Below are 13,984 nucleotides of genomic sequence, written 5' to 3' on the forward strand. Positions count from 1 at the left end.
CTCATCACTGCTCTTTGACAACTCGACAGAGTGTCGTTCTGTGGAGCTAAGGAGAATTGAACTCCTGACCTCCTGCATGCCATGCAGGCGCTCTACCAACTGAGCTATAGCCCCTTGCGTTCTTCCCGCTCGGCGGGGCGAACAAGAAGAACTTTAGCCTGCGACCTGCCGGAAAGTGAAATCCGGGTCCCGGCGGGGTCGCGGGCCATGGTGCGCGGGCTCAGTCGTCGTCGCCGAGGACCGGCTCGGGCAGGGTGCCGGCGTTGTGCTCGAGCAGGCGCCAGCCCCGGGCGCCCTCGCCGAGGACGGACCAGCAGCAGTTGGAGAGCCCGCCCAGGCTCTCCCAGTTGCGGGCCTCCAGGCCGAGCAGACGGCCGATGGTGGTCCGGATGGTGCCGCCGTGGCTGACGACGACGAGGGTGCCGTCCTCGGGCAGCTTCTCGGCATGCCGCAGCACGACGGGAGCGGCGCGGTCGGCGACCTCGGTCTCCAGTTCGCCGCCGCCGCGGCGCACCGGCTCACCGCGCTTCCACGCGGCGTACTCCTCGCCGTGGCGGGCGATGATCTCGTCGTGTGTCAGGCCCTGCCAGACACCCGCGTACGTCTCGCGCAGGGCCTCGTCGCGGGAGATGTCCAGGCCGGTGAGCGCGGAGAGTTCGGCGGCCGTGTCCGCGGCCCGCTGGAGGTCGGAGGAGACGATCGCGTCGGGGCGCAGGGAGGCGAGCAGCCGGGCGGCGCGGCGGGCCTGGGCCACGCCGGTCTCGGTGAGCTCGACGTCCGTGGTGCCCTGGAAGCGGCGCTCCACGTTCCAGGAGGTCTGGCCGTGCCGCCAGAGGATGATGCGGCGGCCGCGACCGGGCGTCCGGTCGGACCCGGCACCCGGTGTGGTCATCGCCACTCACCACCCGCTTCGGCCGCGTCCTCGGCGGCCTGCAGCTTGGCGTGCTCCTCGGCCTTGCCACGGGTGGCCTTGGCATCCTCGGGCAGTTCGATCTCGGGGCAGTCCTTCCACAGCCGCTCCAGGGCGTAGAAGATGCGCTCCTCGCTGTGCTGCACGTGGACGACGATGTCGACGTAGTCGAGCAGGATCCAGCGGGATTCGCGATCGCCCTCGCGGCGGACCGGCTTGGCGCCGAGCTCCTTCAGGAGCCGTTCCTCGATCTCGTCGACGATCGACTTGACCTGGCGGTCGTTGGGTGCGGACGCCAGCAGGAAGGCGTCCGTGATCGACAGCACGTCGCTGACGTCATAGGCGATGACGTCGTGGGCGAGCTTGTCGGCTGCCGCCTGCGCGGCGGTGGTGATGAGCTCGAGAGAGCGGTCAGTGGCGGTCACTACATGGCTTTCCGTCGGCGGTCACTAGACCTCAAGGGTCTCACGGACCGCCGACGGCACCCCACGCGAATAAACCGGGCAGCGCGCTCCCGGGCGCCACACCGCCAGTACCGCACCGCCCCGGCCGGGCGGCGCCTAGGACGACGCCGGGCTGTAGTCCTCGCCGAGGATCACCGTGACGTCCGCGTTCGAGGAGACCTCGCCCTTGGTGACGGAGCCGGCGGGCAGGCCGAGGGTCTTGGCGACCTCGGTGGCGTTCTCCTTGTCGGCGGCGTTGGCATAGACGACCTGGGACTCCGACTCGGTGCCGGAGGCGGAGCCGCCGTCGAGGAAGGTGAAGCCGCCGTTCAGCAGGACGACTCGGGCCTTCTCGGTGCGGTCCTTCGCGCCGCTGGCGTTCTGCACGGACACCCGGACGGCGGCGTCCTTGGCGGGGCTCTTCGCGGTGCCGCCCAGGATGTCCTTGACCACACCGGCGCTGGCCTGGCTGTTCAGTGTGCCGTCGTCCTGGACGGGCAGCAGCGCCGTCTTGTAGTCGCCGCCCTTGGCGAGGTCGGCGAGCTTGGCGAGGAAGGTGCCGAGGTCCTTGTCGGTCAGCGACGGGTCGAGGATCTGCGCCAGGGTCTGAACGGTGACGGTCGCGGCCTGCGGGTCGGACGACATCTTGCGCAGCACGCCCTGCATGACCTGCCCGAACCGCTGGAGCTGGGCGTTGTCGTCCTCACCGGAGGCGCGATAGGTGGCGTAGGCGACGGCCATCTTTCCGCTGAGCGTCTGCTTCTCGCCCTTGTGGACGAGCGGTGCCGCGCTCTTGGACTTGCCGGCCGGGTCGGGCACATCGGTGTCGGTGTCGATGTCGATGTTGCCGACGAGGTCGACGAGGTTCTGCAGGAAGGGCGTGTCCAGGCGCCAGGTGCCCTGGATCTGGGTGCCGAGGACGGTGTCCAGTGCCTCGCGGGTGCCGGAGGAGCCGTCGTCGTCGACGGACTTGGACAGCGTGGTCGCGGTGCCGTCGTCCGAGGTCAGGGCGAGGGAGTTGGGCAGCAGCACGGTGGTGCCCTGCTTGGTGGTGGCGTTCTCGACGAGCAGCGCCGTGGAGGTGCCGCCCTTCTTGGTGTCGTGCAGATGCAGGACGATCACGTCGCGCTGCTGGGCGGCCACGGAGGTGTCGCCGGCGCTGTCGGTGTCCGACGAGGACAGGCCGGGCAGCTTCCCGGCGTACCAGAGGTAGCCGACGCCGCCGACCGCGATCAGCGCGAGCACTACGACGAGCGCGACGACCCGGCTGCGGGCGCGGCGCTTGGCCTCCTCGCGGCGCTCGGTGCGGTTCTCGGTGAACTTCAGCCAGTCGATGACGTCCTCGGAGTCACCGTCGGGTTCCTCGACGAAGGCGAACTGTTCCGTGCGGTAGTCGCGGTCGTCTCCGCGGTCGCCCTGAGGTGCCTGGCCGTGGCCGTCGGACCCGGCCCAGCTGCCGCCGTCCCCCTGACCGCCCGGATGTCCGGGGGCCTGGGGTTCGTGGGCGGGCGTGGCCTGCTGCGGGATGTAGGCGGTCTGTTCCGCGACGCGGGGCTGCCTGCCGTCGGGCGCGGCCTGGCCGTACGGGTCGTAGGCCGTACCAGGCGCCGGGCGCGCGCTTGCGCCGTACGGGTCGTACGGGTCGTAGGAGGGGACCGGCTGCTGGGTGCCGGTGTCGCAGGCGTCGTACGCAGGCACCGGCGGCTGGTTACCGGTGTCGTAGGCGTCGTACGAGGGGACCGGCTGCTGCGTGCCCGTCGCGTACGGGTCGTAGCCGTAGCCCTGCTGAGCGTAAGGGTCGTAGGCCTGCCCGGGGGCCTGCTGCGGCTGGGCGACCTGCTGGTACACAGGTCGGCCGTACTCGTCGTAGCCGACAAGTTCGTACTGGTCGCCCCCGTGGCCAGCGTCGTATCGGTCGTTCACCGGTGCCCCTCTCGGCTCACTCGCCGCGGTACAGCTCTCGTTTGGCGATGTAGCGCACGACTCCGTCCGGCACCAGATACCAGACGGGGTCGCCCTTGGCGACTCTCGCACGGCAGTCCGTGGAGGAGATGGCGAGGGCGGGAACCTCGACGAAGGAGACGCCGCCCTCCGGCAGGCCGGGGTCCGCCAGGTGGTGGCCGGGCCGGGTGACACCGATGAAGTGCGCGAGGGAGAACAGCTCCTCCGTGTCGCGCCAGGTGAGGATCTGGTCCAGGGCGTCGGCGCCGGTGATGAAGAACAGGTCCGTGTCCGGGTTGAGCGCGCGCAGGTCGCGCAGGGTGTCCACGGTGTAGGTGGGGCCGCCACGGTCGATGTCGATGCGGCTGACGGAGAACTGCGGGTTCTCGGCGGTCGCGATGACCGTCATCAGATAGCGGTCCTCGGCGGCGGAGACATTGCGGTGGGACTTCTGCCAGGGCTGGCCGGTGGGGACGAACACCACCTCGTCCAGGTGGAACTGGGCCGCGACCTCGCTGGCCGCCACGAGGTGACCGTGGTGGATCGGGTCGAACGTTCCGCCCATGACGCCGAGCCGGCGCTTGCTGCTGCGGGCCGGGCCCTGCCCGGGGCCACCTATGCGTGCCTGCGCCGGGCGGTGCCGGGTGTCCGGGGCGTCGGCCGCTTCATGCGCCGGACCGGTAGGCATGTCCTGCTCTCCCATGCGTGCAGACCCTACCGGCCCGGGCTGTGGGCGTCGGCCGACGGTTCCCCGCTGCCCGCGCTGCGGGCTCTTACCCGGGTTCAGCGGTCGCGGTTGAAGCGGGTGGTGACCCAGAGCAGCAGCAACAGGATGATGAACGCGCCGCCTCCGGTGAGCAGGGGGTTGAGGCTGTCGTGGTTGCCACCGTGCTCCTCGCCCTCGGCGGCGAGGGTGACCAGCTGGGCAGCAGCGCTGTGGAAGCTCATCTTCGGCAGGACCTATCCGGTGTGGGCGGGATAAAGATGTCGGCCCATCGTAAGCGGGCGGCTCCACACGGCTCACGCCGACTCCGCCGTTGGGGACGTCCGGGGGAGCCCCTAGGGGAAAGGTCGGGGTCGTCCCGAGCGCGGGAAGGAACTCGGCGGTGCCGTCAGTCGTCTTTCCTTTTGTAGCCGCGCAGCAGCAGCCACGCGGTCAACACGCCACCCACGACCATCACGATCAGTACGACCCGGAGCAGATTTCCCGCTCCCTGCTGCTCGGCGGCACCGGCGGCCTGGGCCAGCCAGGCGGCTGCGGGACTGTGCTCCATGGTGCTGGACTCCGTTCGCTGCACTGCCCGTCCACGGTAACCCGGCCTAGGCTGGTCCCTTCCGCGGGGGCACGGAGGGCACAGCACAGCGCTCCAGAGCACGGCACTCATACGTACATGGGGGAAGACATGTCCGACGACAGCCACCAGCACACCGGGCACGAGCATGTGCCCAGCCGACAGCGCAGGCGCTTTCCGGAGATCTCCTCGCGTGCGTACGAGCATCCCGCGGACCGCTCCGCGCTGGTGGCGCTGCGCAAGCTGAGCGGTTTCGACACCGTCTTCAAGGCGCTGAGCGGGCTGCTGCCCGAGCGGAGCCTGAGGCTGCTGTTCCTGTCCGACTCCGTGCGTGTCTCGGACCGGCAGTTCTCCCACCTCAACGACATGCTGCGGGACGCCTGTTACATCCTGGACCTGGAGAAGGTTCCGCCGATGTACGTCAACCAGGACCCGCAGCCCAACGCGATGTGCATCGGCCTGGACGAGCCGATCATCGTGGTCACCACGGGGCTCGTCGAGCTGCTCGACGAGGAGGAGATGCGGGCGGTGATCGGCCATGAGGTCGGCCACGCGCTGTCAGGGCACTCCGTGTACCGGACGGTCCTGCTGTTCCTGACGAACCTCGCGCTGCGGGTGGCGTGGATCCCGCTGGGCAATGTGGCGGTCATGGCGATCGTGACGGCGCTGCGGGAGTGGTTCCGCAAGTCGGAGCTGTCCGCCGACCGGGCCGGACTGCTGGTGGGCCAGGACCTCCGGGCGTCGATGCGCGGCCTGATGAAGCTGGCGGGCGGCAACCATCTGCACGAGATGAACGTGGACGCGTTCCTGGAGCAGGCCGAGGAGTACGAGGCGGGCGGTGACCTGCGCGACTCGGTGCTGAAGATCCTCAATGTGCTGCCGCGTTCCCACCCGTTCGCCACCGTGCGCGCGGCCGAGCTGAAGAAGTGGGCGGCCAGCCGCGACTACCAGCGGATCATGGACGGCCACTACCCGCGGCGCAGCGACGACAAGGACACCTCGGTCTCCGACTCCTTCCGCGAGTCAGCGGCGCACTACGCCGGGCATGTCAGAAGCTCCAAGGACCCGCTGATGAAGCTGGTCACCGACATAGCCGGCGGGGCCGGGGACCTCGGCAGCCGGGTGCGGCGCGGCTTCGGCGGCTTCGGCGCGAGCCCGGGCTCCGCCGGAGCCGGAGCGAACGGCTCCACGGACGCCCCGCCGACCGACACCCCGCCGAAGGACCAGCCCCCACGGGACGAGCCTCCGCGCGACGAGAACTGACCCGAGCGCACTTCCCCAGGGCCCTCTCCTCAGGGCCCTCTCCTCAGGGCCCTCTGCCCGGGGGACCTCTGCCCCTGGACCGTCTGCCCCGGGCCTCCCGCGCCGGGGTCCCTCTCCCCCCGGGGCCCTCCCCCCCAGCCCTTCTGCCCCAGCCCCTCTACCCACTCACCTCCTGCCCCGAGCCCCCCTCCCTGGACCGTCTTGCCCCGGGCCTCCCGCGCCGAGGTTCTCTCCCCCAGCCCTTCGCTCCCCCAGGACCTTCCACCGCGGGCCCCTCACCCCGGCCCCGCCCTCACACCCGCGGCTGGGCCTCGTCCGCCAGCGTCCCGCAGAGCGCAGGGGTGCCGTCGCTGGCGAAGGGGTTGGTGCCCGCAGGGCCGCCCTGCTCGGCGGTCTGGCCGGCCAGGAGGGGGCGCAGATGGTTGGTGGAGTCCTCGGTGCAGGACAGCGGTCCGGCCTGGACGGAGGAGAGGGCCAGGTGGGCCTGGTGCAGCCGCAGGTCGTCGCGGTCGAAGCGGAAGCGCAGCTCACGGCGGACGGTGAACAGCGACGCCTTGGCACTGTCCCCGGCACCGGCGGGCCGCAGGGCGTACACGAAGGTGTGGTCGGCGGTGACCTCCAGCGTGGAGGCGTCGGCCTCGACGGCGTGGAGCGTGCCGCGGACCCGGATCCCGCGGTCGGCGAGCTCGGCGTCGGAGGGGTCGAAGCGGATCAGCCAGCCGGTGGGCGCGTGCAGGCCATCGGCGGCGGGGCGGGCGAAACTCTCGTCGAACTGGGCGAGTTGGTCGGGAGCGAGGAGCACCCGCACCGGCCGGACCTGCTGGCCGGTGACCACCTCGGGATACAGGGAGGAGCGGACGATGTAGTCCTTGGCGGTGGTCAGGGCGCTGACGACCTGGCTGTCGGAGAAGTTCGCCGTGCGCCGGGAGGCGGGCAGCGGGATGCCCTCCGCGCCGACGCGGTAGGGGGCGGCGGGGCTGTGCGCGAACAGCTCCGCGGGATCGGCGGAGCCGGGGACCTTGCCGTGCGGGGCGAGCGGCACGACGGTCATCCGCAGCGGTTCGGTGGGCTGGGAGGTGGCGCGGGGGGTCTGGTACGGGTGCCGTACGCCCATGTAGATCGCGGTGCCGAAGGCCAAGGCGATCAGCAGGACCAGAAAGAGCGCCTGGCGAGGCAGGCCGCGGCGCAGCGGCGGGCGGCTGCGGACCGCGGGCGCGTGGTCGGCCATGCGCTCCTGGGCGGAGAACTCCTGGAGGCGGGCAGCACGGACGAACGACTCGTCGAACACGACGGATCGGTACTCGTCGTCCGCACCGCCGGGGGCGCCGTCGGGTGTCCCCTCCGGTGGCTCTCCTGGCCCTCCCATACCTTCAGGGTAGGTCTCCGGAAGGCCCGGTAAACGCCCTGGTACACGACAAGTTCTGACAGGTTCTCACCAGGTCCGGCAGGGGATCGGACGGGGCTCGCGACGGGCTCGCGCGGCCACTTCTGGACAGACCGCGGGCGCTCCTGGACAGAGTCAATGGAACCCGGACGGGGCCCTGCGCGGGGGTCCGGATCAGGGTGGGGGCGGGACCGTCGAGACGACCGGCCGGGGCGGCTCGGCCGAGGCGGGCGGGGAGGCCGTGCCGCCCTGTTCCAGCCGGGGAGCCGCGCCACCCTGGTCCAGCTCGGTGGTGGCGGGCGGCGGGGCCGGGTCCTGGCGGCCCGAGGAGGCGCCACGGTAGACGGCCGCGAAGGCCAGGACGACCATGCCGACACCCATCACGAGCGCGAGCACCCAGGCGACGGGCCGGTGCCAGCGGCCGTACCGGCCGTACCGGCCATAGGGCCCGGCGAAGCCGTAGCGGCCCTCCAGGATGTCCGGGTCGTCCAGATCGTCGAGGTCCCGATCATGGCCGAATCCGGTGCGGTGGGGCCGGCCGTCGGGGCCGTAGCCATCGCCGTAGTGGTCGCTGCCGCCGTGGGCGCGGCGGGCGGCCTCGGCCTCGGAGGCCTCGGCTCTGGCCTGCGCGGCGGCCAGGAGGCGTTCGACGGCGGTCGGCTCATGTACTTCGGCCGCCCGTACGAAGGCCTCGTCGAAGACCACGGAGGCGAACTCTTCGTCCGACACCCCGCGGTCGTGGTCGTCGTCGGGCTCCCAGCCGTCGGGAAACGGCGTACCCCCCACGTCCTCCGGCACGGGTCCAGAGTAGACCTGGGGGGTCATTTTGGGCAGACGGTACGGAAATTCTCCGCAGCCCGAATCAGCCCGGATGAGCAGCCCGGATCAGCCCGGATCAGCCCGGATCAGCGAACGGCCCAGTGGACGGCTCAGCGGACGAATCAGCGCCGTACATGCCCGTCGCCGGTGACGATGTACTTGGTGCTGGTCAGCTCCGGCAGGCCCATCGGGCCGCGGGCGTGCAGCTTCTGGGTGGAGATGCCGATCTCCGCGCCGAAGCCGAACTGGCCGCCGTCGGTGAAGCGGGTGGAGGCGTTCACGGCGACGGTGGTGGAGTCGACCAGCTGGGTGAAGCGGCGGGCGGCCTGCTGGGAGGTGGTGACGATGGCCTCGGTGTGGCCGGAGGTCCACAGCCGGATGTGCTCCACGGCCCGGTCGAGCGAGTCGACGACCGCGGCGGCGATGTCGTAGGACAGGTACTCGGTCTCCCAGTCCTCCGCGGTGGCCTCGACGACGGTGGCCCGGGAGTCCTTGGCGTAGGCCATGACCCGGTCGTCGGCGTGCACGGTCACGCCCGCCTCGGCGAGGGCGTCCAGGGCGCGCGGCAGGAACTCGGCGGCGATGTCCTGGTGGACCAGGAGGGTCTCGGCGGCGTTGCAGACGCCGACGCGCTGGGCCTTGGAGTTGATCAGGATGTCGACGGCCATGTCGAGGTCGGCGGCGGCGTCGACGTAGACGTGGCAGTTGCCGGTGCCGGTCTCGATGACCGGGACGACGGACTCCTGCACGACGGTGTTGATCAGGGAGGCGCCACCGCGCGGGATCAGCACGTCGACCAGGCCGCGGGCGCGCATCAGCTCGCGCACGCTGTCACGGCTCTCGCCGGGCACCAGCTGGATGGCGTCGGCGGGCAGCCCGGCGCCGCCCACGGCGTCGCGCAGGACCCGCACCAGGGCGGAGTTCGACTGGTACGCCGAGGACGAGCCGCGCAGCAGGACCGCGTTGCCGGACTTCAGGCACAGGGCGGCGGCGTCGACGGTGACGTTCGGGCGGCCCTCGTAGATGATGCCGACGACACCGAGCGGGACGCGGACCTGGCGCAGGTCGATGCCGTTGGGGAGGGTGGAGCCGCGGACGACCTCACCGACCGGGTCGGGCAGGGCGGCGACGTCCCGTACGTCGGCGGCGATGGCCCGCACCCGCTCCGGGGTGAGGGTGAGCCGGTCGATCATGCCCTCGCTCATGCCGTTCTCACGGGCCTTGGCGAGGTCCAGGGCGTTGGCCTCGACGATCTCGCTCGTGCGGACTTCCAGCGCGTCCGCGATGGCCAGCAGCGCGTCGTCCTTGTCCGCCCGCGGCAGCGGCGCGAGCGTGGCGGCGGCGGCCTTGGCCCGGTAGGCGGCCTGGGTGACCGGGGACATGGAGTCGTACGGGGAGAGCGTGGTCATGCAAGAAAGGGTAGTGCGCCCGGGGCACCCTTCCACGCGACGTCCCACAGCCCGAGACACGGGCTCGCACTGCACGTCCCCCAAGGGGCGGGAGGAACTGCGCGACCAGCCAAAGACGACCGGTGGACGGCAACGCACCAGCAACCCACCCCTAGGTCGGCCGCACCTTCGGCTCAGTAGGGGTGCACTCCCACCGGCGTGGCCGGCGGCGGCCCGTACCCCTCCGAGATCCGCTGGTGGTACGTGTCCCGGTCGATGACCTCGAGGCCGACGATCTCCCACGGCGGCAACCCCGCGGTCTGCCGATGCTCGCCCCACAAGCGGAGCGCAACCGCGGCGGCGTCGTGCAGATCGCGGGCCTCCTCCCAGTACCGGATCTCGGCGTGGTCGTCGGCGTACCGGCTGGTCAGCAGAAAGGGGTGGTCGTGTGCGAGCTGCTCCAGCGCCCGCCGCACCTCCTTCAGCGGGGCGGGTTCGCCGGAGACGCTGAGGGTGATGTGCCACAGCCGAGGCAGGTCGGCCTGCTCCCCTTCGTACCGGTCGCCCGCCGCCACGCTGGTCAGGGCGCGCTCTTCGCCGGCCGCGCGGGACGCCGCCGCCCCAGGGCGCACTCGTCTCACGACGGCCTCCTTACTCCGCAGTGCCGGGGGCCGCCCGGCAACGACCGGGCGCCCCGACGGGCCCATGTCGCGCCTGGGCGAAACTGCTCCCAGAACGCGTCCCTCACACAAAGTTGAGCAGGCCGCAAGCCTCTGTGGGGCGGTTTTACGGAACGTCCCCCGCCGGGGGCGGACCTTTCCGGCTCTTTTACGGGTGCAGGAGGACGAGGTCGTCCCTGTGTACGACCTCGCGTTCGTACGCCGGTCCCAGCTCGGCGGCGAGCTCGTGCGTGGAGCGTCCGATCAGACGGGGGATCTCCTTGGCGTCGAAGTTGACGAGCCCGCGGGCGACGGCGCGCCCCTGCCCGTCGCGCAGCTCGACCGGGTCCCCCGCACTGAAGTCGCCCTCGACCCCGGCGATACCGGCCGGCAGCAGAGATTTGCGGCCCTCCACGACGGCCCGTACGGCCCCGTCGTCGAGGGTGAGCGCGCCCTGCGGGGCGGAGGCGTGCTGCAGCCACAGCAGCCGGTCGGCGGAGCGCTTGCCGGTGGAGTGGAAGTAGGTGCCGGTGTCCTGGCCGGTGAGGGCCTCGGCGGCGTGGACGGCGCTGGTGAGGACGACGGGGATACCGGCCGCGGCGGCGATCCGGGCCGCCTCCACCTTGGTGACCATGCCGCCGGTGCCGACCCCGGCCTTGCCCGCGCTGCCGATCTCGACGTGCTCCAGGTCGGCGGGGCCGCGCACCTCGGCGATCCGCGAGGTGCCCGACTTGCTCGGGTCGCCGTCGTACACGCCGTCCACGTCGGACAGCAGCACGAGCAGGTCGGCGCGCACCAGGTGCGCCACGAGCGCGGCGAGCCGGTCGTTGTCGCCGAAGCGGATCTCGTCGGTGGCGACGGTGTCGTTCTCGTTGACGATGGGCAGCGCGCCCATTGCGAGGAGCTTGTCGAGAGTGCGGGAGGCGTTGCGGTGGTGGGCGCGGCGGCTCATGTCGTCGGAGGTGAGCAGCACCTGGCCGACGCGGATGCCGTAGCGGGCGCAGGATGCGGTGTAGCGGGCGACGAGCAGGCCCTGGCCGACGCTGGCGGCGGCCTGCTGGCGGGCGAGGTCCTTGGGGCGGCGGCGCAGGCCCAGCGGGGCGAGCCCGGCGGCGATGGCGCCGGACGAGACCAGGACGATCTCCTTCTCACCTCCGCTGCGGCTCTTGGCGAGGACGTCGACGAGCGCGTCGACCCGGTCGGCGTCGAGCCCGCCGGAGGCGGTGGTCAGCGACGAGGAACCCACCTTGACGACGATCCTGTGGGCCTCGCGCACGGCCTGCCTTGCCCCTGACACTCGCTTTTCCGTCCCCTCACAGCTCTTGGATCACTCGCCCGCAATGTACGCGAAGGGAAACGCCTCACGCGCGGGAGTTCCAACCCCCGGAATCACCCCATCACCACACCGGCTCCGCGGCCACTCAGCAGCGGGCCTGCCACAGACACGCGGCGAGCTACACCGACACGCGGCGAGGCCACCACCGAGACTCGGCGAGGCCACCATCGGCCCAGGGCAAGCCACCACGGCCCCGCCCGGCCCGCCTCACTCCCACCGCCCGGCCCGCCTCAGCCCCCGCCCGGCCCCTGCGCCTCCGGCTGCCCGGGCATGGCGTCGACCATCTCCGTGACCACCTCTGCCTCACTTTCAGCAGCACCGAAGCCTTCAGCTTCAACAGCACCGAAGCCCTCAGCTTCAACAGCACCGAAGCCCTCACCCCCGCCGCCCGGCTCCATCGCCGCAGCCCGGGCCGTCTGCCCCAGATTCCGGCTCTCCGCCTTCAGCGCGAGGTTCGCGACCGCGGTGTTGAACTGGTCGATGGACTGCGGCTCGTCCGGACCGAGCAGGTACCGCTTGAGCTCGGCCCGCTCCTCGGCGAGCGGGTCCGTCGCCGGATCGCGGACGGCGTCCAGCAGCGCGCCCATCTCGGCGGCGCTGTTGGAGAGGATCACCGCGGCCCGCACGGCGGTGTTCTGCCGCTTGAACTCCTCCGCGCCGAGCCCGGCCGAGTCCGTGACGGCGTACGGCTTGCCGCTGGCGATGAAGTCGGAGACGACGGAGGAGATGTCGGAGACCATCGCGTCGGAGACGTTGAAGCAGTCGTACAGATGCGGCTCGGCGCCCGTGATGACCCGGTGCTCCCAGGCGGGGAAGGCGCGCCAGTACGCGGCGTTCCACTCGGTGCGCAGCCGGGCGATCTCCTGGTGCCGCTCGATGTCGACGAGTCCGTCCCGCGTGGCCTCGGCCTCGTCGCGGGACTCGGTGGAGCCGGTCAGCTCGGCCAGGCGGGCCTCGATGCGGGCCAGCTCGGCCCGGGCGTGCGCGGCCGCCTCCGGGTCCGCCGCGAGGGCCGGGTCGGCGACGCGCTCGGCGGCGGCCTGCTCGACCAGGGCGGTGATGCGCTGGTGGGCGGCCCTGGCCTGGGCGCTGACCGTGCCGGTGAAGGGGTGCGGCTTGTACAGGACACGCACCGGCGGGTCGGCCTGCACGAGTGCCTTCACGATGTTCTCGCCGGCCAGCACGAGCGAGGTGTTGCCGGGGTTGTCGTCCCAGCCTTCCCAGGTGGGCGCGTACAGGACGGTGGGCATCCGGCCCTCCGGCACGCCCTGCCAGGTCTGGATGGGCGCGAGCTGGGGGCGGCCGACCTCGACGATGTCGTCGTCGCGGACGCCGACATCCGCGATGGCGTAGCGGTCGCGGCCCGCCCGGCCGGCGGTCCACACCTCGTCGTAGACCTTGCTGAAGGGGTTGACGCTGGCGAGCTTGTCGCTGTCGCCGTGGCCGATGAAGACGTGCTTCATGGTGGGCACGCGCAGCATGTGGATGTTCTTGCCGACGTTCGCCGCGTACAGCGCGACCCGCACGGTCGACAGGTCCATGTTCATCAGATGCACGCCGCCGGGCACGCACAGGACGGGCACGGTGGTGGGCGTGAGGCGCTCCATTATCGTGCGCTCGCGCAGGATGATCAGCGGGGTGGAGTCGAGCTGCTCCATGGTCTGGAGCCACATGTTGACCTGGTAGGCGGAATCCTTGGAGCCGGAGAAGTACAGCACCGTCTCGGGCCGGTAGGCGCGCAGCCATGCGTCGACGGCGTCCAGCACCTTCTCGGCGTTCGGCGGGATTCTGTCGCCGCGCACGTACGGCGCGAGGGCCAGGTCGTAGGCGGCGGCCAGCACCAGCGTGAGGACGATGCCGACGAAGCCGACCAGGTCGCTGCCGGTGCCGGCGGCGAGCAGTATCCCGACGACCGCGAACAGGTCGAGGTGAAGCACCTTCTCCGCGGAGCGGTGCAGCAGGGCGCGCGGCGGGGCGTCGGGGATGCGGATGCGCGAGGCCAGGTCGATGTTGCGGGTGGCGACCGGCAGCCTGCGGCGGTTGCGGATCAGGGTGACCAGCGCGCCGTGCGGGGCCTGGAGGCCGTAGAACGCGATGAAACAGGCGACCGTGCTGTAGAAGATCACACTGTCCGAGAGGTCCAGTCGGGACAGCAGCAGGACGAGGAGCAGCTGCCTGATCAGAAAGCGGATCGACAGACCCGCGCGCACCTTGCTGAGGCGGTTGATCAGATAGCTGCCCTTGTGGTGCAGATAGTGGTCCGCCAGGTACGTGACGGCGGCCGCGACGACGAAGGCGGGCACGCTCGGCACGAGCGCGGCCACCATGAGTGCCGGGAAGGCCAGCATCAGGAGGACCGCTGCGGCCAGCTCGGCCGCGCTGCCGACCCGGGCTACGCGAATAGCGGTGGTTATCACGGAGAACCTGCTCTGTGGGGTACCTGTGGTAAAAATCCTGCGTCCGTCGACCGACTGGAGCCGGTCTCCGTAAAATCGGAAAAACATGAGGGTCACTTTCCCGAAATTTACGGATTCAGGCCCCTGCGAATA

Annotated in this window: 13 protein-coding genes and 1 tRNA gene; 1 reads left to right on the plus strand and 13 read right to left on the minus strand. The window is 71.2% G+C overall.

Features of this window, described 5'->3' with window-relative positions; translation table 11 throughout:
- Positions 1-41: 41 nt before the first annotated feature.
- The 7 genes from ACIQ6Y_RS10740 to ACIQ6Y_RS10770 form a co-directional block, all read right to left on the minus strand.
- Positions 42-114: transfer RNA gene (locus tag ACIQ6Y_RS10740), tRNA-Ala, on the minus strand.
- A gap of 106 nt (positions 115-220) precedes the next feature.
- On the minus strand, positions 221-892 hold the full coding sequence (locus tag ACIQ6Y_RS10745; protein ID WP_404035442.1) for a histidine phosphatase family protein: 672 nt from the start codon (positions 890-892) through the stop codon (positions 221-223).
- Positions 889-1,335: a ribosome silencing factor gene (rsfS, locus tag ACIQ6Y_RS10750; protein ID WP_404035445.1), complete on the minus strand. Its 447-nt coding sequence runs from the start codon at positions 1,333-1,335 to the stop codon at positions 889-891. The genes ACIQ6Y_RS10745 and rsfS overlap by 4 nt, the downstream gene beginning before the upstream one ends.
- 135 nt (positions 1,336-1,470) lie before the next feature.
- On the minus strand, positions 1,471-3,276 hold the full coding sequence (locus ACIQ6Y_RS10755) for a LytR C-terminal domain-containing protein (RefSeq protein WP_404035447.1): 1,806 nt from the start codon (positions 3,274-3,276) through the stop codon (positions 1,471-1,473).
- A gap of 16 nt (positions 3,277-3,292) precedes the next feature.
- Positions 3,293-3,997, minus strand: a complete 705-nt coding sequence (gene nadD, locus ACIQ6Y_RS10760; RefSeq protein WP_404035450.1) for a nicotinate-nucleotide adenylyltransferase — start codon at positions 3,995-3,997, stop codon at positions 3,293-3,295.
- An 80-nt stretch (positions 3,998-4,077) separates the two neighbouring features.
- A complete protein-coding gene (locus tag ACIQ6Y_RS10765; RefSeq protein WP_404035453.1) occupies positions 4,078-4,242 on the minus strand; it encodes a hypothetical protein in 165 nt (54 codons plus the stop codon).
- Between the two features lie 164 nt (positions 4,243-4,406).
- Positions 4,407-4,568, minus strand: coding sequence for a hypothetical protein (locus ACIQ6Y_RS10770; RefSeq protein WP_404035456.1), 162 nt, complete (start codon positions 4,566-4,568; stop codon positions 4,407-4,409).
- Between the two features lie 129 nt (positions 4,569-4,697).
- Between ACIQ6Y_RS10770 and ACIQ6Y_RS10775 the strand changes: the two genes are divergently transcribed.
- On the plus strand, positions 4,698-5,849 hold the full coding sequence (locus ACIQ6Y_RS10775; RefSeq protein WP_404035458.1) for a M48 family metallopeptidase: 1,152 nt from the start codon (positions 4,698-4,700) through the stop codon (positions 5,847-5,849).
- A 292-nt stretch (positions 5,850-6,141) separates the two neighbouring features.
- Here the strand turns inward: ACIQ6Y_RS10775 and ACIQ6Y_RS10780 are convergent, their stop codons facing one another.
- From ACIQ6Y_RS10780 to ACIQ6Y_RS10805, 6 genes are all read right to left on the minus strand, one after another.
- The gene (locus tag ACIQ6Y_RS10780; RefSeq protein WP_404035461.1) at positions 6,142-7,215 is read right to left on the minus strand and encodes a hypothetical protein; all 1,074 of its coding nucleotides are present in this window, start codon (positions 7,213-7,215) and stop codon (positions 6,142-6,144) included.
- 192 nt (positions 7,216-7,407) lie between these two features.
- The gene (locus ACIQ6Y_RS10785) at positions 7,408-8,058 is read right to left on the minus strand and encodes a hypothetical protein (protein ID WP_404035464.1); all 651 of its coding nucleotides are present in this window, start codon (positions 8,056-8,058) and stop codon (positions 7,408-7,410) included.
- A gap of 116 nt (positions 8,059-8,174) precedes the next feature.
- A complete protein-coding gene (locus tag ACIQ6Y_RS10790; RefSeq protein ID WP_404035466.1) occupies positions 8,175-9,461 on the minus strand; it encodes a glutamate-5-semialdehyde dehydrogenase in 1,287 nt (428 codons plus the stop codon).
- Between the two features lie 173 nt (positions 9,462-9,634).
- Positions 9,635-10,081 (minus strand): hypothetical protein, encoded by a 447-nt coding sequence (locus ACIQ6Y_RS10795; protein ID WP_404035470.1) that lies wholly within the window; start codon positions 10,079-10,081, stop codon positions 9,635-9,637.
- 187 nt (positions 10,082-10,268) lie between these two features.
- A complete protein-coding gene (gene proB, locus ACIQ6Y_RS10800) occupies positions 10,269-11,396 on the minus strand; it encodes a glutamate 5-kinase (RefSeq protein ID WP_404035473.1) in 1,128 nt (375 codons plus the stop codon).
- A 269-nt stretch (positions 11,397-11,665) separates the two neighbouring features.
- Entirely contained in the window at positions 11,666-13,852 is a 2,187-nt protein-coding gene (locus ACIQ6Y_RS10805) for a hypothetical protein (RefSeq protein WP_404035476.1), read from the minus strand.
- Between the last annotated feature and the right edge of the window lie 132 nt (positions 13,853-13,984).

This window comes from Streptomyces sp. NPDC096205 (genome assembly GCF_044763135.1).
Taxonomy (GTDB): domain Bacteria; phylum Actinomycetota; class Actinomycetes; order Streptomycetales; family Streptomycetaceae; genus Streptomyces.

What these genes read in the sequence shown, in the direction of transcription:
- ACIQ6Y_RS10785 (WP_404035464.1), bottom strand. Translation starts at nt 8,058, where the DNA reads ATGACCCCCCAGGTCTACTCTGGACCCGTGCCGGAGGACGTGGGGGGT.
- ACIQ6Y_RS10790 (WP_404035466.1), bottom strand. Translation starts at nt 9,461, where the DNA reads ATGACCACGCTCTCCCCGTACGACTCCATGTCCCCGGTCACCCAGGCC.
- ACIQ6Y_RS10770 (WP_404035456.1), bottom strand. Translation starts at nt 4,568, where the DNA reads ATGGAGCACAGTCCCGCAGCCGCCTGGCTGGCCCAGGCCGCCGGTGCC.
- ACIQ6Y_RS10775 (WP_404035458.1), top strand. Translation starts at nt 4,698, where the DNA reads ATGTCCGACGACAGCCACCAGCACACCGGGCACGAGCATGTGCCCAGC.
- ACIQ6Y_RS10745 (WP_404035442.1), bottom strand. Translation starts at nt 892, where the DNA reads ATGACCACACCGGGTGCCGGGTCCGACCGGACGCCCGGTCGCGGCCGC.
- ACIQ6Y_RS10780 (WP_404035461.1), bottom strand. Translation starts at nt 7,215, where the DNA reads ATGGGAGGGCCAGGAGAGCCACCGGAGGGGACACCCGACGGCGCCCCC.
- ACIQ6Y_RS10765 (WP_404035453.1), bottom strand. Translation starts at nt 4,242, where the DNA reads ATGAGCTTCCACAGCGCTGCTGCCCAGCTGGTCACCCTCGCCGCCGAG.
- nadD (WP_404035450.1), bottom strand. Translation starts at nt 3,997, where the DNA reads ATGGGAGAGCAGGACATGCCTACCGGTCCGGCGCATGAAGCGGCCGAC.